General features: G+C 67.3%; 15 protein-coding genes and 1 pseudogene. 8 read left to right on the forward strand and 8 right to left on the reverse strand.

The genetic code is table 11. From position 1 onward, the window contains the following. Nucleotides 1-215 precede the first annotated feature (215 nt). Together ACFY3D_RS13035 and ACFY3D_RS13040 are read right to left on the reverse strand one after the other, a co-directional pair. Complete coding sequence (locus ACFY3D_RS13035; protein ID WP_389978651.1) at nt 216-935, reverse strand: ATP-binding protein; 720 nt, start codon at nt 933-935, stop codon at nt 216-218. Continuing rightward, nucleotides 932-1,360, reverse strand: coding sequence for a hypothetical protein (locus ACFY3D_RS13040; RefSeq protein ID WP_389978654.1), 429 nt, complete (start codon nt 1,358-1,360; stop codon nt 932-934). The genes ACFY3D_RS13035 and ACFY3D_RS13040 overlap by 4 nt, the downstream gene beginning before the upstream one ends. Nucleotides 1,361-1,839: 479 nt before the next feature. Between ACFY3D_RS13040 and ACFY3D_RS13045 the strand changes: the two genes are divergently transcribed. Together ACFY3D_RS13045 and ACFY3D_RS13050 are read left to right on the forward strand one after the other, a co-directional pair. Beyond that, a complete protein-coding gene (locus tag ACFY3D_RS13045) occupies nt 1,840-2,661 on the forward strand; it encodes a helix-turn-helix domain-containing protein (protein ID WP_389978657.1) in 822 nt (273 codons plus the stop codon). Then, a complete protein-coding gene (locus tag ACFY3D_RS13050; RefSeq protein ID WP_389978660.1) occupies nt 2,652-2,864 on the forward strand; it encodes a DUF397 domain-containing protein in 213 nt (70 codons plus the stop codon). The genes ACFY3D_RS13045 and ACFY3D_RS13050 overlap by 10 nt, the downstream gene beginning before the upstream one ends. Nucleotides 2,865-2,928: 64 nt before the next feature. Here ACFY3D_RS13050 and ACFY3D_RS13055 read toward each other — a convergent pair whose 3' ends face one another. The 4 genes from ACFY3D_RS13055 to ACFY3D_RS13070 all read right to left on the reverse strand — a co-directional run bounded on the left by ACFY3D_RS13055 (nt 2,929) and on the right by ACFY3D_RS13070 (nt 5,080). Continuing rightward, nucleotides 2,929-3,267 carry an XRE family transcriptional regulator gene (locus tag ACFY3D_RS13055; protein WP_389978663.1) on the reverse strand — a complete coding sequence of 113 codons (339 nt, stop codon included), beginning with the start codon at nt 3,265-3,267 and terminating at the stop codon, nt 2,929-2,931. After that, the gene (locus ACFY3D_RS13060) at nt 3,264-3,623 is read right to left on the reverse strand and encodes a type II toxin-antitoxin system RelE/ParE family toxin (RefSeq protein ID WP_389978666.1); all 360 of its coding nucleotides are present in this window, start codon (nt 3,621-3,623) and stop codon (nt 3,264-3,266) included. The genes ACFY3D_RS13055 and ACFY3D_RS13060 overlap by 4 nt, the downstream gene beginning before the upstream one ends. Then, a complete protein-coding gene (locus ACFY3D_RS13065) occupies nt 3,539-4,012 on the reverse strand; it encodes an NERD domain-containing protein (protein WP_389978669.1) in 474 nt (157 codons plus the stop codon). Before ACFY3D_RS13065 ends, ACFY3D_RS13060 begins: the two co-directional genes overlap by 85 nt. 114 nt (nt 4,013-4,126) lie before the next feature. Next, nucleotides 4,127-5,080 carry a helix-turn-helix transcriptional regulator gene (locus ACFY3D_RS13070; RefSeq protein ID WP_389978672.1) on the reverse strand — a complete coding sequence of 318 codons (954 nt, stop codon included), beginning with the start codon at nt 5,078-5,080 and terminating at the stop codon, nt 4,127-4,129. 62 nt (nt 5,081-5,142) lie between these two features. Here ACFY3D_RS13070 and ACFY3D_RS13075 point away from each other — a divergent pair, with 62 nt between their 5' ends. The 5 genes and pseudogenes from ACFY3D_RS13075 to ACFY3D_RS13095 form a co-directional block, all read left to right on the forward strand. Then, on the forward strand, nt 5,143-6,306 hold the full coding sequence (locus ACFY3D_RS13075) for an epoxide hydrolase family protein (RefSeq protein WP_389978675.1): 1,164 nt from the start codon (nt 5,143-5,145) through the stop codon (nt 6,304-6,306). 127 nt (nt 6,307-6,433) lie between these two features. Next, nucleotides 6,434-7,006: a TetR family transcriptional regulator gene (locus ACFY3D_RS13080; protein ID WP_350947559.1), complete on the forward strand. Its 573-nt coding sequence runs from the start codon at nt 6,434-6,436 to the stop codon at nt 7,004-7,006. Then, nucleotides 7,003-8,589 carry an MFS transporter gene (locus ACFY3D_RS13085; protein WP_389978679.1) on the forward strand — a complete coding sequence of 529 codons (1,587 nt, stop codon included), beginning with the start codon at nt 7,003-7,005 and terminating at the stop codon, nt 8,587-8,589. The genes ACFY3D_RS13080 and ACFY3D_RS13085 overlap by 4 nt, the downstream gene beginning before the upstream one ends. After that, nucleotides 8,550-8,639 carry a hypothetical protein gene (locus ACFY3D_RS13090; protein ID WP_389979185.1) on the forward strand — a complete coding sequence of 30 codons (90 nt, stop codon included), beginning with the start codon at nt 8,550-8,552 and terminating at the stop codon, nt 8,637-8,639. Before ACFY3D_RS13085 ends, ACFY3D_RS13090 begins: the two co-directional genes overlap by 40 nt. 162 nt (nt 8,640-8,801) lie before the next feature. Then, nucleotides 8,802-9,032 (forward strand): annotated as a pseudogene (locus tag ACFY3D_RS13095) (ATP-binding protein); the annotation flags it as partial. Between the two features lie 27 nt (nt 9,033-9,059). On the opposite strand, the gene ACFY3D_RS13100 reads toward ACFY3D_RS13095, so the two are convergent. Next, entirely contained in the window at nt 9,060-10,391 is a 1,332-nt protein-coding gene (locus ACFY3D_RS13100) for a xylan 1,4-beta-xylosidase (RefSeq protein ID WP_389978682.1), read from the reverse strand. Nucleotides 10,392-10,942: 551 nt separating this feature from the next. On the opposite strand from ACFY3D_RS13100, the gene ACFY3D_RS13105 reads away from it, so the two are divergent. After that, a complete protein-coding gene (locus ACFY3D_RS13105) occupies nt 10,943-13,390 on the forward strand; it encodes a M14 family metallopeptidase (protein WP_389978685.1) in 2,448 nt (815 codons plus the stop codon). Nucleotides 13,391-13,468: 78 nt separating this feature from the next. On the opposite strand, the gene ACFY3D_RS13110 is transcribed toward ACFY3D_RS13105, so the two are convergent. Further along, on the reverse strand, nt 13,469-14,782 hold the full coding sequence (locus tag ACFY3D_RS13110; protein ID WP_389978688.1) for a phosphotransferase: 1,314 nt from the start codon (nt 14,780-14,782) through the stop codon (nt 13,469-13,471).

A 14,782-nucleotide genomic window follows, 5' to 3' on the forward strand; every position in this document is an offset into this window, starting at 1 on the left:
CACTCTCGAACTACGTGTTTCCCCTTTAATCAACCGCTGGTCAGTGTATCTGTTGACTAATACTCACTATTGGGACATATCTGGATATATAGGATTATTTTCCGTGAGGGGTTCGAGGTGCGCGGCCCTGTCGACCCGATGGGCCGGAAGAAGATCGCCTGGTCGCGAGCGAGTGAGCGGGCGGGCGGAGGTCGTTCGGGCTCGTGGCCGAGGTCTCAGCGGTCGCCGGCGGAGAGACGCCAGCGGGCCCAGACCGTTTTGCCGGGGCGGTCGGGGAGAGGTATGACGCCGGTGTCGTGGGCGAGGGCCCTGACGATGGCCAGCCCGCGGCCGTGCAGGGACTCGGGATCCAAGGTGAGGTGGCGCGGCTGTCCAGGGCCTCGGTCGGTGACCTGGATCTGGAACTCGTCGGCGTCGGCCCACAGGGAGAGCCTGACCACGGGCTCGCCGTGGACGATCGCGTTGGCGAGCAGTTCGCCGACCACCAGGGCGACGTCCTCGGCGAGGTGGTGCAGCGCCCAGGCCGCGAGGGTCTCGCTCGCCATGGCGCGAGCCTTGCCGACGATCGGCAAATCGTGTGGCAGGTCCCAGTAGACGGTGCGCGGGTCGTCCGGGGGGTGTGGCGTGTCAGGTGTCTCAGGCATGGTCCCTCCTCGGGGCGGCGGTGCGGTGTCTTCGGCCTCGCGCATCAGGGCGCGTAGTTCGTCGGCGGTGCGGGCCCGCACGATCAGGGGTTCGGGGGCGGGCCAGATGGCGACGGCGTGGAAGTGGCGGGTGCCGGTGCCGTACCAGACGGTCCAGGCGGGCTCGATCTGGTCGAGCTGCTCGGCGGCGGCGCGCTCGGCCAGGTCCCAGGGCTGGGAGCCGACCTGCTCGGTGACGGCCCCGTGCCGGTGCCTTCCGCTCTGCCGGGGCTGGGGGACGCGTTCGTTCATGTCGTCGCTCCCTGCCGGTACGGGGCGTGCTTGCCGGAGGGGGTACGGGTGCTCGGTGGCCGTCCTCGCCGGTACGGCACGGTGGCGACCGTGGCCCCAAACGGCTCAGGGCGCCGGTGTCGGCCGGGGGAGACCTCCGGGAGCCGCACCGGGGAAACGGTGGGAGGTGTGGGGGCGGGGATCGCGCGGATGGGTCTCGCGACCGGCGGGTGGCCGGAGAGGCCGAGGCGGCGGCGGACGGTCATCCTGGCGTGGACCTGCGCGGGGGTGGGCTGCTCCCAGTGGTGGCGGGCGCGGTGCGGGAGGCTGGTGGCCTCGTGCGCGTACGGGGGATGACCGCACCAGCGGCAACCGAGCGGCATCGGCGGCCGGTCCGCGTGCCAACGGACCCTGATGGGCCTGGGGTTTCCTCTAGGGTGATGCATCAGATCGGACCTCCTGCGTCCGGTCGAGGGACTCGTCCCGGCGTGCGATGCCGTGGCGGGTCCCGCTTTCGTTTCTGGGGTGGGGGCTTTTCCGGGGCGGGCTCGGCACTGTCCGGCGGGTTGTGCCTGCGTCAGGTGACTTCCGGCTGTCCGGTCAGGACTTGCCGAGTGGTGACAGGTCTGTATCCGGCGGATGCGTGAACTACCTGTCGATGTCGCATGTTCCGGCACCTCGGCGTCATTTCTAACCTTCTTTTCCGGACATAGCCAACTATTTTGGCGACAGGTTTGCCGAGGTCTTTTGATGATGTGGTAAGCGGGCTTATCCGATGATTTTCTTGCGCCTTCAGTTCTCTTCACAGGGTGCCCTCGACCGGCTACGTTAGGTATCGAAACTCCCCGCACACCACCAGGACACTTTGTAGTGGACTGTGTTTTTTTGTGTTGCCGGAGTAGCGCCCCCACAGGACGGAGCTGAAATGTCCGCTTTCCAGGAACCCGACCCTTCGGTAAAGCCTCTGGTCCTTTTGGGGGCCGAACTTCGCAAACACCGAAATAGAACAGGCATCTCCATAGAGCGTCTGGCGGAGGTCATCCCTTTCAGTGCGAGCCTGATCGGCTTCACCGAGCGAGGGCAGCGCAGGGCAGGTCGGAGCTTCATGGAGCACTACGACAAGGCCGTGGGCGCGGGCGGGGAGCTCGTTCGGCTCTGGGAGCACATCACCCGCTCGGCGAGCCCTCGGTGGTTCCGTGGGTGGCTGGACATCGAGCAGGAAGCGCACACGCTGCACACCTGGCAGCCGCTCGTCGTTCCAGGACTCCTCCAAACAGAGGAGTACGCGCGAGCGGTTATTCGCGGAGAGCCCGGTATAACTGACAAGCAGGTAGAGAAGGCTGTCGTCGCTCGCATGGAGCGGCAGGAAATCTTCGCTCGCGCCAACTCGCCGTTGTTTCGCGCGATATTGGATGAAAATGTCCTTCATCGTCCTATCGGCGGCAAGGAGGTCATGCGTCGCCAGCTCGAACGTCTCGTAGAGGCGGTAGAGTCCCCGCGAATCGGTATCCAGGTCGTACCCACAGGGTTGGGGGTGACGACAGGTATTCTCGGCGGATTCGTGATCGCACATCTCCCGGGAAGCGCGGATACGGTATATATCGATTCTGCGACCGACGGTCACGTGACAGATCGCCCGGAAGACGTTGAAGCTATACACAGCAGATACGACGCCCTGCGAGCTGAGGCGCAACCTCAGCATCTGTCCATCGACTTGATTAGAGAGGCAGAGAAATCATGGACCTGAGCGAAGAACTGAAGGCCGCAGTCTGGCGTAAGGCGACCAAGAGCGGGTCCAACCAGGGCGACTGTCTGGAGGTGGCTCCGTTGTCGGGTGGTCGGGTGGGGCTGCGTGACACAGAGGCTCCGGAGCGGGCGCCGTTCGTGGTGAGTGCGAGTGTGTGGGACGCGTTCATCGACGGCGCCAAGAAGGGCGAGTTCGACTTCTGACTCCGCCTCCGGAAGCGAGAGAAGCCCTCGGCCACCTGGCCGAGGGCTTCTGCTGCCGTATGGGCTATGCCACGGTGTATTCGACGTCACCGAAGTCGGCCACGACACGCAGCCGTCCGCCGAGAGCCTCGACGTAGGAGCGCAAGGTCGCCACCTCGACACGGTCGACCTCCCCGTGTTCGATGGCTGAGACCCTTGGGCCGGAGACCCCCATGGTGGTGGCCACATCCCGCTGGGTCAGATCCTGCTCACGCCTGATCTCCGCGAGCTTGTGCGCCCTGACCTCAGCGGCGAGCTGCTCCATCGCGGCGGACTTCTCGTCATCCGATTGCACGGGCAGTCCCGCAGCCTGACGCCGCTCCCGCGCCCGCTGCTTCACCTCGTCCCAGTTGACCGCGCTCATTCGTACTCCCTGCTAGCCAGCTCCGCTATGTGCTCGGCGTACCGTTTCTCCGCCATCGGTACGTTCGTGTCATACCAATGGTCCCAGTTGCCGGCCTTGTCGCCCGCGACTAGAAGCACCGCCCGGCGAATCGGGTCGAATGCGAACAGAATGCGGATCTCGCTTCCTTTTGAAGAACCGGGTCGCAACTCTTTCAGATGGTGGTTGTCGGCTCCCTTGATGCGATCCACCAGTGGTCGGCCAAGTGTCGGTCCGGTCTGCGCCGGCATGTCTATGGCGTTTTCGACCTGCTCGGCGCTATCCCAGTCGTCCTGGCATAACCGGTCGTACCAGTCGGCGACCTCGGCAACCAGCACGACCTGCCATCCAGCTCCATCCATAGCTTAACCCTGGCATTAAGTTGGCAGCAAGGAGGCACTTTTCTGATCACAGGACCGCTCACGGGGAGCGGGTCGTCTTCGGGGGCGCCAGGTGGTGAGATCGTCGTCGCCGAGGTGCAGGCGGTGGTGGCGCCGCTCGCGCCGAGCCGCCCGTGCAGGCTCTTGATCTTGATGAGGAAGAGCCCGGTGGGGGCGGCCACGAACAGGTCGACCTCGCGGACGTGCCCGGTGTTGGCGGTGAAGGTGAAGTTCGACCAGGCACGGTACGGATCCGCGTCGGGTAGTCCCGAGCGGACGTGTTCCGGGGCCTCGCGCTCGTGCTGGTACTGGGAAGGCGTGACCGTGGTCCAACGGCCTTCTAGCACGTTAAGGATCTCCAAGGCAGTGGGGGGCTGCGTGGCTGTGCACCAGGGTAGATCGCGGGCTCCGCCGAGCCGGGGGACTTCGATAACGGGCTGCTTACAGTGAGCCGATTCCCATCAGGTGGGGGTGGCGGCGGCGAGGCGGGTGGAGAGGGCGCGGATGCGTTCGACGAGCTCGGGCGGCTCGTGCACCTCGAAGTCGATGTCCATCAGCGCGACCCAGACGGCGAGCTCGTCGAGGTCGTTCGAGCCGCTGGACACCGTGCAGGACCGCTCGTCGATCGGCTCGATCGCCCCCATCGTGGCCGGCATGTGCTCGGCGACGACCTCGGCCGGAGCGTACATCGTGAAACGACCCTGGTAGCGATAGGGCGCTCCGGAGATCGAACGGGACATGTAGGCGGCCAGGTCGGGGTCGGGCGGGTCGCGGGGGACGAACCGGGGTCCGTTCGGCGTTCGCAGGCTCAGGCGGTCGATCCGATAGGTGCGCCAGCCGGCCCGGCCGGTGTCCCAGCCCAGCAGATACCAGTGCCGCCCCGAATGGACGAGCCGGTAGGGCTCGGCGGCGCGGACGCTCTCCTGCCCGTCGTGCGTGCGGTAGTCGAACCGCAGGGTCTCGTGGTCGCGGCAGGCGGCGGCGATCGCGCTCAGGGACGCCGGGTCCACCGCCGAACCCGCCCGTCCCATCGGCACGGTCATCGACCGCAACGCGTGTACGCGATGCCGGAGCCGGGACGGCAGCACCTGCTCCAGCTTGGCCAGCGCCCGCACGGAGGTCTCCTCGATCCCCGACACCGAGCTCCCGGCCGCCGTTCGCAGGCCCACCGCGACCGCCACCGCCTCGTCGTCGTCCAACAGGAGCGGCGGCAGGTCCGTGCCCGCTCCGAGCCGGTAGCCGGGCGCGCCCGCGGTGGCGTGCACGGGATAACCCAGCTCGCGCAGCCGCCCGACGTCACGGCGGACGGTCCGCGTGGTCACGCCGAGCCGCTCCGCCAGTTCCGCGCCCGACCACTCCCGGTGGGTCTGCAGGAGCGAGAGCAGTCTGAGCAACCGGGCCGATGTCTCCAACATGCCCCCAGATTGCCGTACTCCTAGGACCGGTCCTGTCCTAACCCTTTCCTAGCGTGATCACCATGACGTTCACCACGGAGATCGCTCCGTTCCGCATCGATATCCCGCAGTCCGCGCTCGACGACCTGCACGACCGGCTGGCGCGCACCCTCTGGCCCGACGAACTGCCCGGCGTCGGCTGGTCGTACGGCATCCCGGTCTCGTACGTGCGGGAACTGGCCGAGTACTGGCGCAGCGGGTACGACTGGCGAAAGCACGAGGCGGCGCTCAACGAGTACCCGCAGTTCACCACCGAGATCGACGGCCAGAACATCCACTTCCTGCACGTGCGGTCCCCCGAGCCGGACGCGCTGCCGCTGGTCCTCACCCACGGCTGGCCCGGCTCGATCGTCGAGTTCACGAAGGTGATCGGCCCGCTCACCGACCCCCGCGCCCACGGCGGCGACCCCGCCGACGCCTTCCACGTCGTCGCCCCGTCCATACCGGGCTTCGCCTTCTCCGGTCCCACCCGCGAGACCGGCTGGGACCTGCGCCGGGTCGCCCGCGCGTGGGCCGAGCTGATGAGCCGCCTCGGATACGAGCGCTACGGCGCCCAGGGCGGCGACAGCGGCTCGGTCGTCTCCCCCGAGCTCGGCCGCGTCGCCCCCGACCGGGTGGTCGGCGTGCACGTCAACGGCGCGCTCGGCTTCCCGACCTTCGACCCGGCCGAGATGGAGGGCCTCACCGAGACCGAGCAGGCCCGCATGATGCTCTACGCCGACAACGACCGCTCTGGCTACGCGATCCTCCAGGCCACCCGGCCGCAGACCGTCGCCTTCGGCCTGCACGATTCCCCCGCCGCCCAGCTGGCCTGGATCGTGGAGAAGTTCAAGGAGTGGACCGACCCCGCGCACGACCTGCCCGAGGAGGCGGTCGACCGTGACCAGATGCTCACCGACGTGACGATCTACTGGCTGACCCGCACCGCCGCCTCGTCCGCCCGGCTCTACAAGGAGGGCTCGGCACAGTGGGGGACGCCGGTCGAACGTTCGGAGATCGCGCACGGGGTCGCGGTCTTCCCCGGCGACGGCGGGATCCGGCGTGTCGCCGAACGCGAGCACAACGTGATCCACTGGTCGGAGTTCGACCGGGGCGGTCACTTCGCCGCGATGGAGGCCCCCGACCTGCTGGTCGACGACGTCCGGACGTTCTTCCGGAAGATCCGCGTCATGGCTGGTTCCTCCTGATGCGGCGCGTTGACGTGAACGCGGCCCACGCCACCGGCTGATCTGCGAGCCGCGAGCGAGCGGAACGTCGTGGAACGTTGTACTCTCATTTGAGACAACCATGTTTCAAATGATATGGAGTTGACTGATGGCTGTGGGCTATGGCCAGATCATTGCTGCAGCGATCCAGCGCCTCAACCAGGATCCGGGCGCCTCGATGGGAGAACTCGCCGAGGCGGCCGGGGTGAGCCGTGCCACGCTGCACCGCCACTTCAGCGGTCGTGAGGAACTACTGCTGGCACTCGGCCACCACGCGCTGAACCGCTGGGAGGCCGCCCAGCAGAGCGCGGGCATTCGGGAGGCCGCTCGCTCGGCGGACCCGGCCGTGATCACCACCGCCTTGCGCGAGATGCTGACCGGGCTGATCGACGACGCCGAGGAGTACAGCTTCGCCCTGGCCGACCTGACGCTGTCCATGCCCGCACTGCGCGAACGCAGCGACGCGCTGGAGGAGTTGGAAGTCACGCTCTATCAGGCGGCACAACGAGCCGGAGTCCTGCGCGCCGACCTACCTCCCCGATGGATCGGCAACACGGTGTACGGTCTGCTGCTGGCCGTGCGGGAAAGCCTGCACCAGGGCAGCGTCGCGCGCCGGGACCTGCAGTGGCTCGTGCACGAGACGTTCTTCAACGGCGCCGGCCTCGCCGGGGGGACGCGATGAGTCTCCTCCCCGCGCCCGTACCGGGCGCCGCCACCGCGCCGCCCCACCCACGGCGATGGGTCGGCCTGGCGGTGCTGTCGGCCAGCCTGCTGTTGGTGATCATGGATATGACCATCCTCAACGTCGCCCTGCCCGCCATCTCCGCCGAACTGCGGCCCAGTTCGGTCGAGCTGTTGTGGATGGTGGACGTCTACTCACTGGTGCTGGCGGGCCTGCTGGTCACGGTGAGCGCTCTGGGCGACCGCTGGGGGCGTAAGAGGACGCTGCTCGCCGGCTTCGTACTCTTCGGGCTGGCGTCGGTGGCAGTGCTGTGGGCTTCCTCACCGGGCGAGGTGATCGCCGTGCGGGCACTGCTCGGCGTCGGCGGTGCCATGATCATGCCATCCACACTGTCGATGATCCGCACCCTTTTCGCCGACCCGGCGGAACGGGCGACCGCGCTGGGCATCTGGGCGGCGATGGCCGCCTTGGGAAGCGCGCTCGGGCCGATCCTGGGTGGGCTGCTGCTGGAGTACTTCAGCTGGCATTCGGCCTTCCTGGTCAACGTGCCGGTGATGGTCCTGGCGGTGCTCGCGGGCCTGATCCTGCTTCCGGAGTCGCGCAACCCGCATCCGGGTCGCTGGGACCTGGTCGCGACCGCGCTGTCGATCGCCGGGATGGTCGCCCTGGTCTTCTCGATCAAGCAGTTCGCCAAGGAGGGACCTGTCGCGCCATGGCCGTGGGTCGCCCTCACCGTGGCGGCGGTGACGCTCACCTGGTTCGTACAGCGCTGCCTGAGGCGGCCCGACCCGCTGCTTGAGATCCGCCTGTTTCGCAGTCGGCCGTTCAGCGCGGGCACGCTGGCGGCGCTGAGCACCTCGATCGCGATGGGGGCGGTGATGTTGCTGATGGCGCAGTGGATGCAGCTCGTCCAGGGCTACTCCCCCCTGGAGACCGGCGTGCGGATGCTGCCGGCCGCGCTGGGCGCGCTGCTGCTGTCTCCGCTGGCGCCCTGGCTGGCCGTCCGGATCGGGACCCGCACGGTGCTGGCCGGCGGTCTGGCGATCTCCGGGCTGGGGTTCGGCGTGCTGTTCGCCGCACCCGTCGTCTACCCATGGGTCGCCGTGTCACTGTTGCTGGTCGGCTCCGGCATGGGCTCTTTGGCGATCGCCTCATCGGTCATCATGGCGGGCGCGCCGCTGGAGAAAGCGGGCAGCGCCGCCGCGATCGAGGAGACCTCCTACGAGCTGGGCGGCCTGCTCGGCGTCGCCGTGCTGGGCAGCGTCGCGGCCGCCGTCTATCGTGCGGCGCTATCCTCCTCCGTCTCCGCCGTCGAGGCGGCGCGCGACTCCCTGGGAGGTGCGATCGAGGTCGCCCGTCATGCCGGAACAGCCGGGATGGAGCTGGCCCGCCAGGCGAAAACGGCGTTCACCGCGTCGCTGGAGGTGACCGGGCTGGCTGGGGCCCTGCTCATGCTGGCGGCAGCGCTCGCCATCCGGTGGCTCGTCCCGCGCGACTTCGACATCGTGACGACGCCTTCCCCGAGCCCGCTTTCTACTCGTACATCGCCCCCGAGCGCGAAGGGCCGGAGAACGAACCGTTGAGCCCCGAGGCCGCAGAGTGGGTCGCGGCTCCAGCAGACCAGGTCATCTAGTGGGATCCCTCGTGTCGTTTTGCCGTTAATCCTTAAGAAACGTGGAAGGTATCCGCTTCGCAGGATCTCCAAGCGGACCCGAAATGCCGCCGAGGTGGTACTGGAAACCCGCTCTCTGGTTTCACATGCTAGCTAGCATGCTAGCTAGCATGTGAAACCAGGATCCGTAGTCCCGGTGGCCTGTTCGGACCGGTGACTCTCGACAGCCTCGCGGACGAAGGGATCTCTTCGGCGCGGAACGCGACATTGATGAAAATCCTCGAAGAGGTCACCGTTCCCAGGGAGACACGAACCGTCTGTGAGAATCGCGGTTCTGGAATTCGCGCGATGGTGTCTTCCCTTTTGGCTGCCGGAATGAGCCCTCCGCAGTTCGACGACCGGGTCTCCTCGTTCGTGGTCACCATCCCCAACCATGCAGGGTTAGCGGTCGCTCCACTTGATCTCGTGGGGGAGCAGGGTGAACGACCTGCCGTCCACGGTCGTGGTGATCTTCGCGTCGACGGTGTTGACCATCAGCAGCCGCCGAGGCTGCGCGAGCACCCGGACGCCGGGGTCGGAGGAGGTGACGGGCTCCAGTTCGGCTCCGGCGGGGAACCAGGTGGCGAAGTCGGCGATGAGTTTGCCGGTCGGGAGTTCGGCGCCGGTCCCCGGGTCCCACATGCACCCCTGGCAGGTGCCCTCCTTGGTCTGTGGATTCCAGTACAGCGCCGTGGCGGCACCGCTCTTCGCGAACTCGATCATCGAGGCGGCCTGGACGGCGAGCCGCATCGGCTCGGGCCAGGTGGTCTTGTCCTCGGGAACGAAGTACCACTCCGACCACCAGACCGGCAGGTCGCCGGTCCTCTCGCGCAGCCAGGTGGTGACCGCGCTGAACTTGCCCAGCGCGCCGAACGCGTCGGGCAGCATCTCGTGGGCGTCGGTCAGCGAGGCGCCGTCGACCACGACGAAGTCGGCGCCCTTCTTGTTCTCGAACCAGTACTCGAAGGCGTCCAGGGCGTTCTGGTTGACGACCCCCCACGGCCCCCGCAGCTCGGACTTTCCCGTCCTGTTGCTGTCGAAGCCGAGATAGGGGCCGCCGACCATGGCGTCGGGCCTGACCGCCTTCACCGCGTCGTAGACCTTGTTGTAGAGCTCGGTGTAGCCCTTGAAGTCCGCGGGCTTGGAGTGGTCCTTCCAGAAGCCCTTGAACTCGTTCCAGACCATGAAGTACTTGACGTCGCGATACTTGGTGGCGACGGCCGCCGACAGCTTGGCGAAGTCGTCGAAGTGCTTGGGATAGGGGGCGTCCTCCAGGTGCTCGCTCCAGCCCACGTCCGTGGTCGGGCCCTCGGGGCCGCCCTTCATCCAGTCGGGGGCGCAGCAGAGCGTCATGATCTGCGTGCCGCCGGACAGCCTCATGAGGTTCGTCCGACTGTCGAGGTCCTCCCAGTAGAACTCCTTCGGACGGGGCTGGGGGTTGAGCGCTCCGAATCCCATGATGTGCTGGTTCTGCAGCATCGGGGTTCTGGCGAGAGTTCCGGCCACGACCCGTTCGAACTGCTCGGTGACGTTGTTGGCGCTCACCCCCGTGTGGGTGAGCCCCCACCGGGGCCACGCGGGGTCGACCGGCGGTGCCTTCCCGATCGCGGTGTCGAGCACCGCCGGTGGGGTGGCGGACTGCCGTGCGACGGGAGGCGCCTCGTCGGCGGTGTCGGCGGAGGAGCACCCCGCCACCAGCGCCATCGCGACGACCCCCGCAGCCGAGGCGATCATCCGTCCAGGACGCCACCGTGCCGATGCTCCACTGCCTGATGACACCTGATCCCCGCTCGATCTTGGCCGTTTACTTTGCCCAGAGCGTTCCACAGGCGAGGTAAAAGCCGCGTATAGCGGCGTGGTTCGCCGGCCAATATCGCGGCCGATCACCTCGGTCGGCCACCGCCGGCCGCGTCCGGGAAGCCGCCGGCCGGCGAGGAAGGGCCGACCAAGCTGCTGGACCACCTCGTGGTCGGGGGCAGGAAGCCTACCTCCAGATGGTCGCGGCCGGCAGCGAGGGACAGAAATACCCCAAATCGACTTAAAAGCGACAAATTAGATTATATCTGGCAAGACTTGAGATTGGAGCTACGGGGACTGCATCTCAAAACGTGTACTTTATGTATAAATATCATATAAATTTTACCATAAAATTATCGAATGCGCAGAATGCTGCTTTTTGGGGTCTTGACGAAGATACGTCCTCTAGTAGAGATTCTTGCCGATTGCGTACTTTCTGCCGGGATGACCCACTACCCGGAGACGTGCGCCAACTGGAGGCATCTCTCATGAGGAGTTCTCTCGATGGCAGGAGACTCGGCCGTATCGCGGTCGTGCTCACTCTTCCCATTGCCCTGAGCTTCGGTTCGTTCCCCGTTCTCGCCGAGCCGTCCCCGCCGGTCAGCGAGGTTGTCCCCGACCATCAGTCCAGCACCGAACAGAACGGTGTGGCGCTGCTGCGCGTCATCGTCCCCGACGAGGCCGGCATCGACCGGCTCAACTCCATGGGCGTCGACCTCGCGGAGTACAAGAAGCCCGTCGACGGCGGGTTCGAGATGCACGCGGTACTGAGCCCGGAGGAGGCCCAGAACCTCCGCGATCTCGGTTTCAACATCGTCGGCAAGATCTCCGACCAGACGGAGTTCACCGAGAACTTGATCCAGCGGCGGAGCGCCGTCGCGGCCGAGGCCCAGGCGGCGGCGGAGGTCGACACGCTGACCCCGCTCCGCGCCGAGTGGTTCACCAGCCTCGACGACCAGAACTTCCTCTCCGTCGAGGTGAAGTCGAGTGCCATCGACGCGGCGACGGTGCTCACCGTCGCCTGGGACAGCGGCAAGGGCACCGCCCCCGACTCGGGCGGCACCGCGACGATGTCGCGCTTCACCGATGCCGGCCAGTACATGTACCACCGGTTCAGCTCGCCGCTGGCCCTGACCGCGGTTCCCACCACGGCCACGATCACCAGCAACCGGGGTGGTTCGGTCACGGTTCCGGTGACCAAGTGGCTGGGTGAGAAGCGCAAGCCCCCGAAGAAGCACTACGTCGTGGACTTCGTCGACCGCTACATGGACCCGACCGAGATCACCGACCGGATCTCCGGCCTGGCCCAGGAATTCCCGAAGATCTCGCAGATCATCGATCTGCCGCACAAGACGAACGGCTACCGCCGGGCGGCGCAGGCCCAGTTCGGCACCGTCGCGGCGAGCACGTTCTACGTGACCTCGAAGGCGTACGGGCACGAGGGCGGCAACGACATCAGCGTGGCGCTGGTGAAGCCGGACGCCGCCTCGGCCGCGCTGAGCGTGTCGGTGAGCGGCAAGAACGTCGTGGTCAACCTCGGCACGAACGAGTCCTCCGCGATCAACAGCACCGCCAAGGCGGTGGTGGACGCGCTCAACGGCAACGCCGCGGCGTCGGCGCTGCTGACCGCCGCCACCTACCGGGGCAACGCGGGTTCCGGTCTTGTCGCCGCGGCCGTGGCGACGAAGCTGACCGACAACCTCAAGGCGCCGGCGACCGTCTCGCGCGAGCCGTTCCAGACGAAGGCGCTGCGCATCGGCAAGCAGCGCGACGGCTCGAAGGTCGGCGTGTTCCTCTACTGCCAGGAGCACGCCCGCGAATGGGTGACCCCGCTGACCTGTGTGGAGACCGCCGAGCGGCTGCTGCGCAACTACGCCCGTGACGGGGAGACCAAGAAGCTGGTCGACAACCTCGACATCTTCATCATGCCCACGGTCAACCCCGACGGCGGGCACTACAGCGTGTACGACTACAACATGCAGCGCAAGACCATGACCAACCACTGCCCGGTCAACGCGGCCGACCCCGCGAACCGCAACGCCTGGGGTGTGGACCTGAACCGCAACTTCTCGGTCGGTTCGGTCTTCGACGGCTACAGCGGTGCCTCGACGAGCTGCACCAGCGGCACCTACGCGGGCCCGGCCGAGCTGTCGGAGCCGGAGGCTCGCAACGAGGTCTGGATCACCGAGCAGTACCCGAACATCAAGTTCGCGATGAACACGCACTCCTACGGTGGCTACTTCATGTGGGCTCCGGGCTCGTACAAGTCCGCGGGTCGTGAGACGCTGCCGCGGCCCGACTTCGGTACGGAGAACTTCTTCTGGAGTGCCTCCAACCACATCCTCTCCAGCGTCCAGTCCTGGCGCGGCAACGGTATCTGGCCGGGCCGCACCGGTCCGATCCCGGACGTGCTGTACTCCGCGGCCGGTAACAGCGCCGACGAGCACTGGTACAACCGGGGCATCATCGGCTGGAGCTTCGAGGTCGGCGCGGACGTCTACAACCCGCAGACCAAGCGTTTCGAGGCGGTCGGCTTCCAGCCGCCGTTCGCCGAGGGCCACGAGGAGGCGATGGAGTTCTCGTCCGGCCAGATCGGCATCCTGGAGGTGGCCCGCCAGTACGCCGATGACAAGAAGAAACCCGCCTCCCAGGTGAAGGTGACCGACCGGTCCGAAACGTCGGCCACGTTCACCTTCGAGGTCGACGAGCCCGCCAACGTCTACTACACCCTGGACGGCAGCCGGCCGACGCTGAACTCCACCAAGCTTCTCGCCGCGGGAATGCGCGAGGGCTCCCAGCAGATCACGCTCGACAAGACCTCCGACATCCACTGGTTCGCCGTGGACATCGCGGGCAACGTGGAGGGCAACTACAAGCCCGACGGCAACGGCAACAACTACCGCAAGGCGAAGGTGGAGGTCCGTAAGCTCCCCTGACCTCTTGAGATGTTCGTGCGGCCGCCGGTCCACCGACCGGCGGCCGTTCGGCGCTCTCCCCGCGCCACGGGAGGGCGTCTAATGGCCGGTTTCGAAGGCGGCCATCGGGATGTGCAGCCAGGTCGGGCGGTTGCGGGACTCGTAGACGACCTCGTACGCGGCCTTGTCGAGTTCCAGGGCGCGCAGCAGGACGGCGTCCTCGGCGCGCAGGTGGCCGCCTCCGGCGGAGTAGCCGGCGAGGAAGGAGGAGCGGTTGAGCTCGGCCCACTCCACCGCGCGGGGGCGGAGGGCGTCGGGGTCGGGGTGGTCGGCGAGCAGGTGGCGGGCGGCGTAGTCGAAGGAGCGGAGCATCCCGGCCACGTCGCGCAGCGGGGAGGACAGGGCGCGGCGCTCGGCGATGGGCTGGCCGGGCTCGCCCTCGAAGTCGAGGATGACCCAGTCGTTGTTGGTGCGCATCACCTGGCCGAGGTGGTAGTCGCCGTGGACCCGCTGGACGGGCATCTCCCCGGCCACGTCCGAGACCCGCTGGTAGGCCTCCTCCGCGACGTGGGCGTGCTCGCCGAGGGCGGGCACCTCCTCCACCGCGACGTTCAGGCGGCGGCGGAACTCCTCGACCATCCGCTTGACCTCCTGCGACTCGATCACGTCGGTCGGGAACGCCTCGGCCATCTCCCGGTGGACCGTGGCGGTGGTCACGCCGAGGCGGTAGGACTCGGAGCTGAAGTCGCCGCCCGCGTCGGAGGCCGAGGGTTCGAGGGAGCCGTACAGGTCGCGGACGCTGGCCAGGGCGAGGGCCCAGCCGTCGTTGGCGTTGGACAGGAACTCCTGGGTCATCGCCAGCGTGGTGGTCTCGCCGTCGAGGTCGGTCTCGATCCAGCCGTACGGCTTGGCGATGTGCGTGCTGCCGCGCAGGGCGAGGGCGGTGACGATCTCCAGTTCGGGGTTCACCCCGGCGGTCAGGCGGCGGAACAGCTTGCAGATGTAGGTGCCGCCGTACACCAGCGAGGTGTTGGACTGCTCGGCGCCGAGGACCAGGCTGCGCTTGGAAGTGTCGATCTCCACCCCGTCGAGGTGGCGGAAGCAGATGGCGCCGAGGTCGCGGCCTTCCGCCATGCCGTCGAGCAGGGCGGCGGTGAGGTCGGCGTCGTAGGCGGCGTCGTAGTAGCCCTCGCCGATGTGGGCCGGTTTGAAGCGGGCCCACTCCGGCGCCTCGCTGCCGAGCAGCAGCTGGTAGCGGTCCCGTCCCCCTGACTGGTGGACGGAGATGATCAGGTGGCGCAGGCGCGGTGCCAGTTCCACGTCCGAGTCGACGACGAGATCGTCGATCGGGCGCCCCTTACCGGCGAACCATCGCTGATGGGTGATCCAGCCGGTAAGGAGCTCCGTCAACAC

Source organism: Streptosporangium sp. NPDC000509, assembly GCF_042898365.1.
GTDB lineage: Bacteria > Actinomycetota > Actinomycetes > Streptosporangiales > Streptosporangiaceae > Streptosporangium.

Coding starts and splice junctions, on each gene's coding strand:
- ACFY3D_RS13080 (WP_350947559.1), top strand. CDS start 6,434: ATGGCTGTGGGCTATGGCCAGATCATTGCTGCAGCGATCCAGCGCCTC.
- ACFY3D_RS13085 (WP_389978679.1), top strand. CDS start 7,003: ATGAGTCTCCTCCCCGCGCCCGTACCGGGCGCCGCCACCGCGCCGCCC.
- ACFY3D_RS13050 (WP_389978660.1), top strand. CDS start 2,652: ATGGACCTGAGCGAAGAACTGAAGGCCGCAGTCTGGCGTAAGGCGACC.
- ACFY3D_RS13045 (WP_389978657.1), top strand. CDS start 1,840: ATGTCCGCTTTCCAGGAACCCGACCCTTCGGTAAAGCCTCTGGTCCTT.
- ACFY3D_RS13075 (WP_389978675.1), top strand. CDS start 5,143: ATGACGTTCACCACGGAGATCGCTCCGTTCCGCATCGATATCCCGCAG.
- ACFY3D_RS13055 (WP_389978663.1), bottom strand. CDS start 3,267: ATGAGCGCGGTCAACTGGGACGAGGTGAAGCAGCGGGCGCGGGAGCGG.
- ACFY3D_RS13105 (WP_389978685.1), top strand. CDS start 10,943: ATGAGGAGTTCTCTCGATGGCAGGAGACTCGGCCGTATCGCGGTCGTG.
- ACFY3D_RS13070 (WP_389978672.1), bottom strand. CDS start 5,080: ATGTTGGAGACATCGGCCCGGTTGCTCAGACTGCTCTCGCTCCTGCAG.
- ACFY3D_RS13100 (WP_389978682.1), bottom strand. CDS start 10,391: ATGATCGCCTCGGCTGCGGGGGTCGTCGCGATGGCGCTGGTGGCGGGG.
- ACFY3D_RS13040 (WP_389978654.1), bottom strand. CDS start 1,360: ATGCATCACCCTAGAGGAAACCCCAGGCCCATCAGGGTCCGTTGGCAC.
- ACFY3D_RS13035 (WP_389978651.1), bottom strand. CDS start 935: ATGAACGAACGCGTCCCCCAGCCCCGGCAGAGCGGAAGGCACCGGCAC.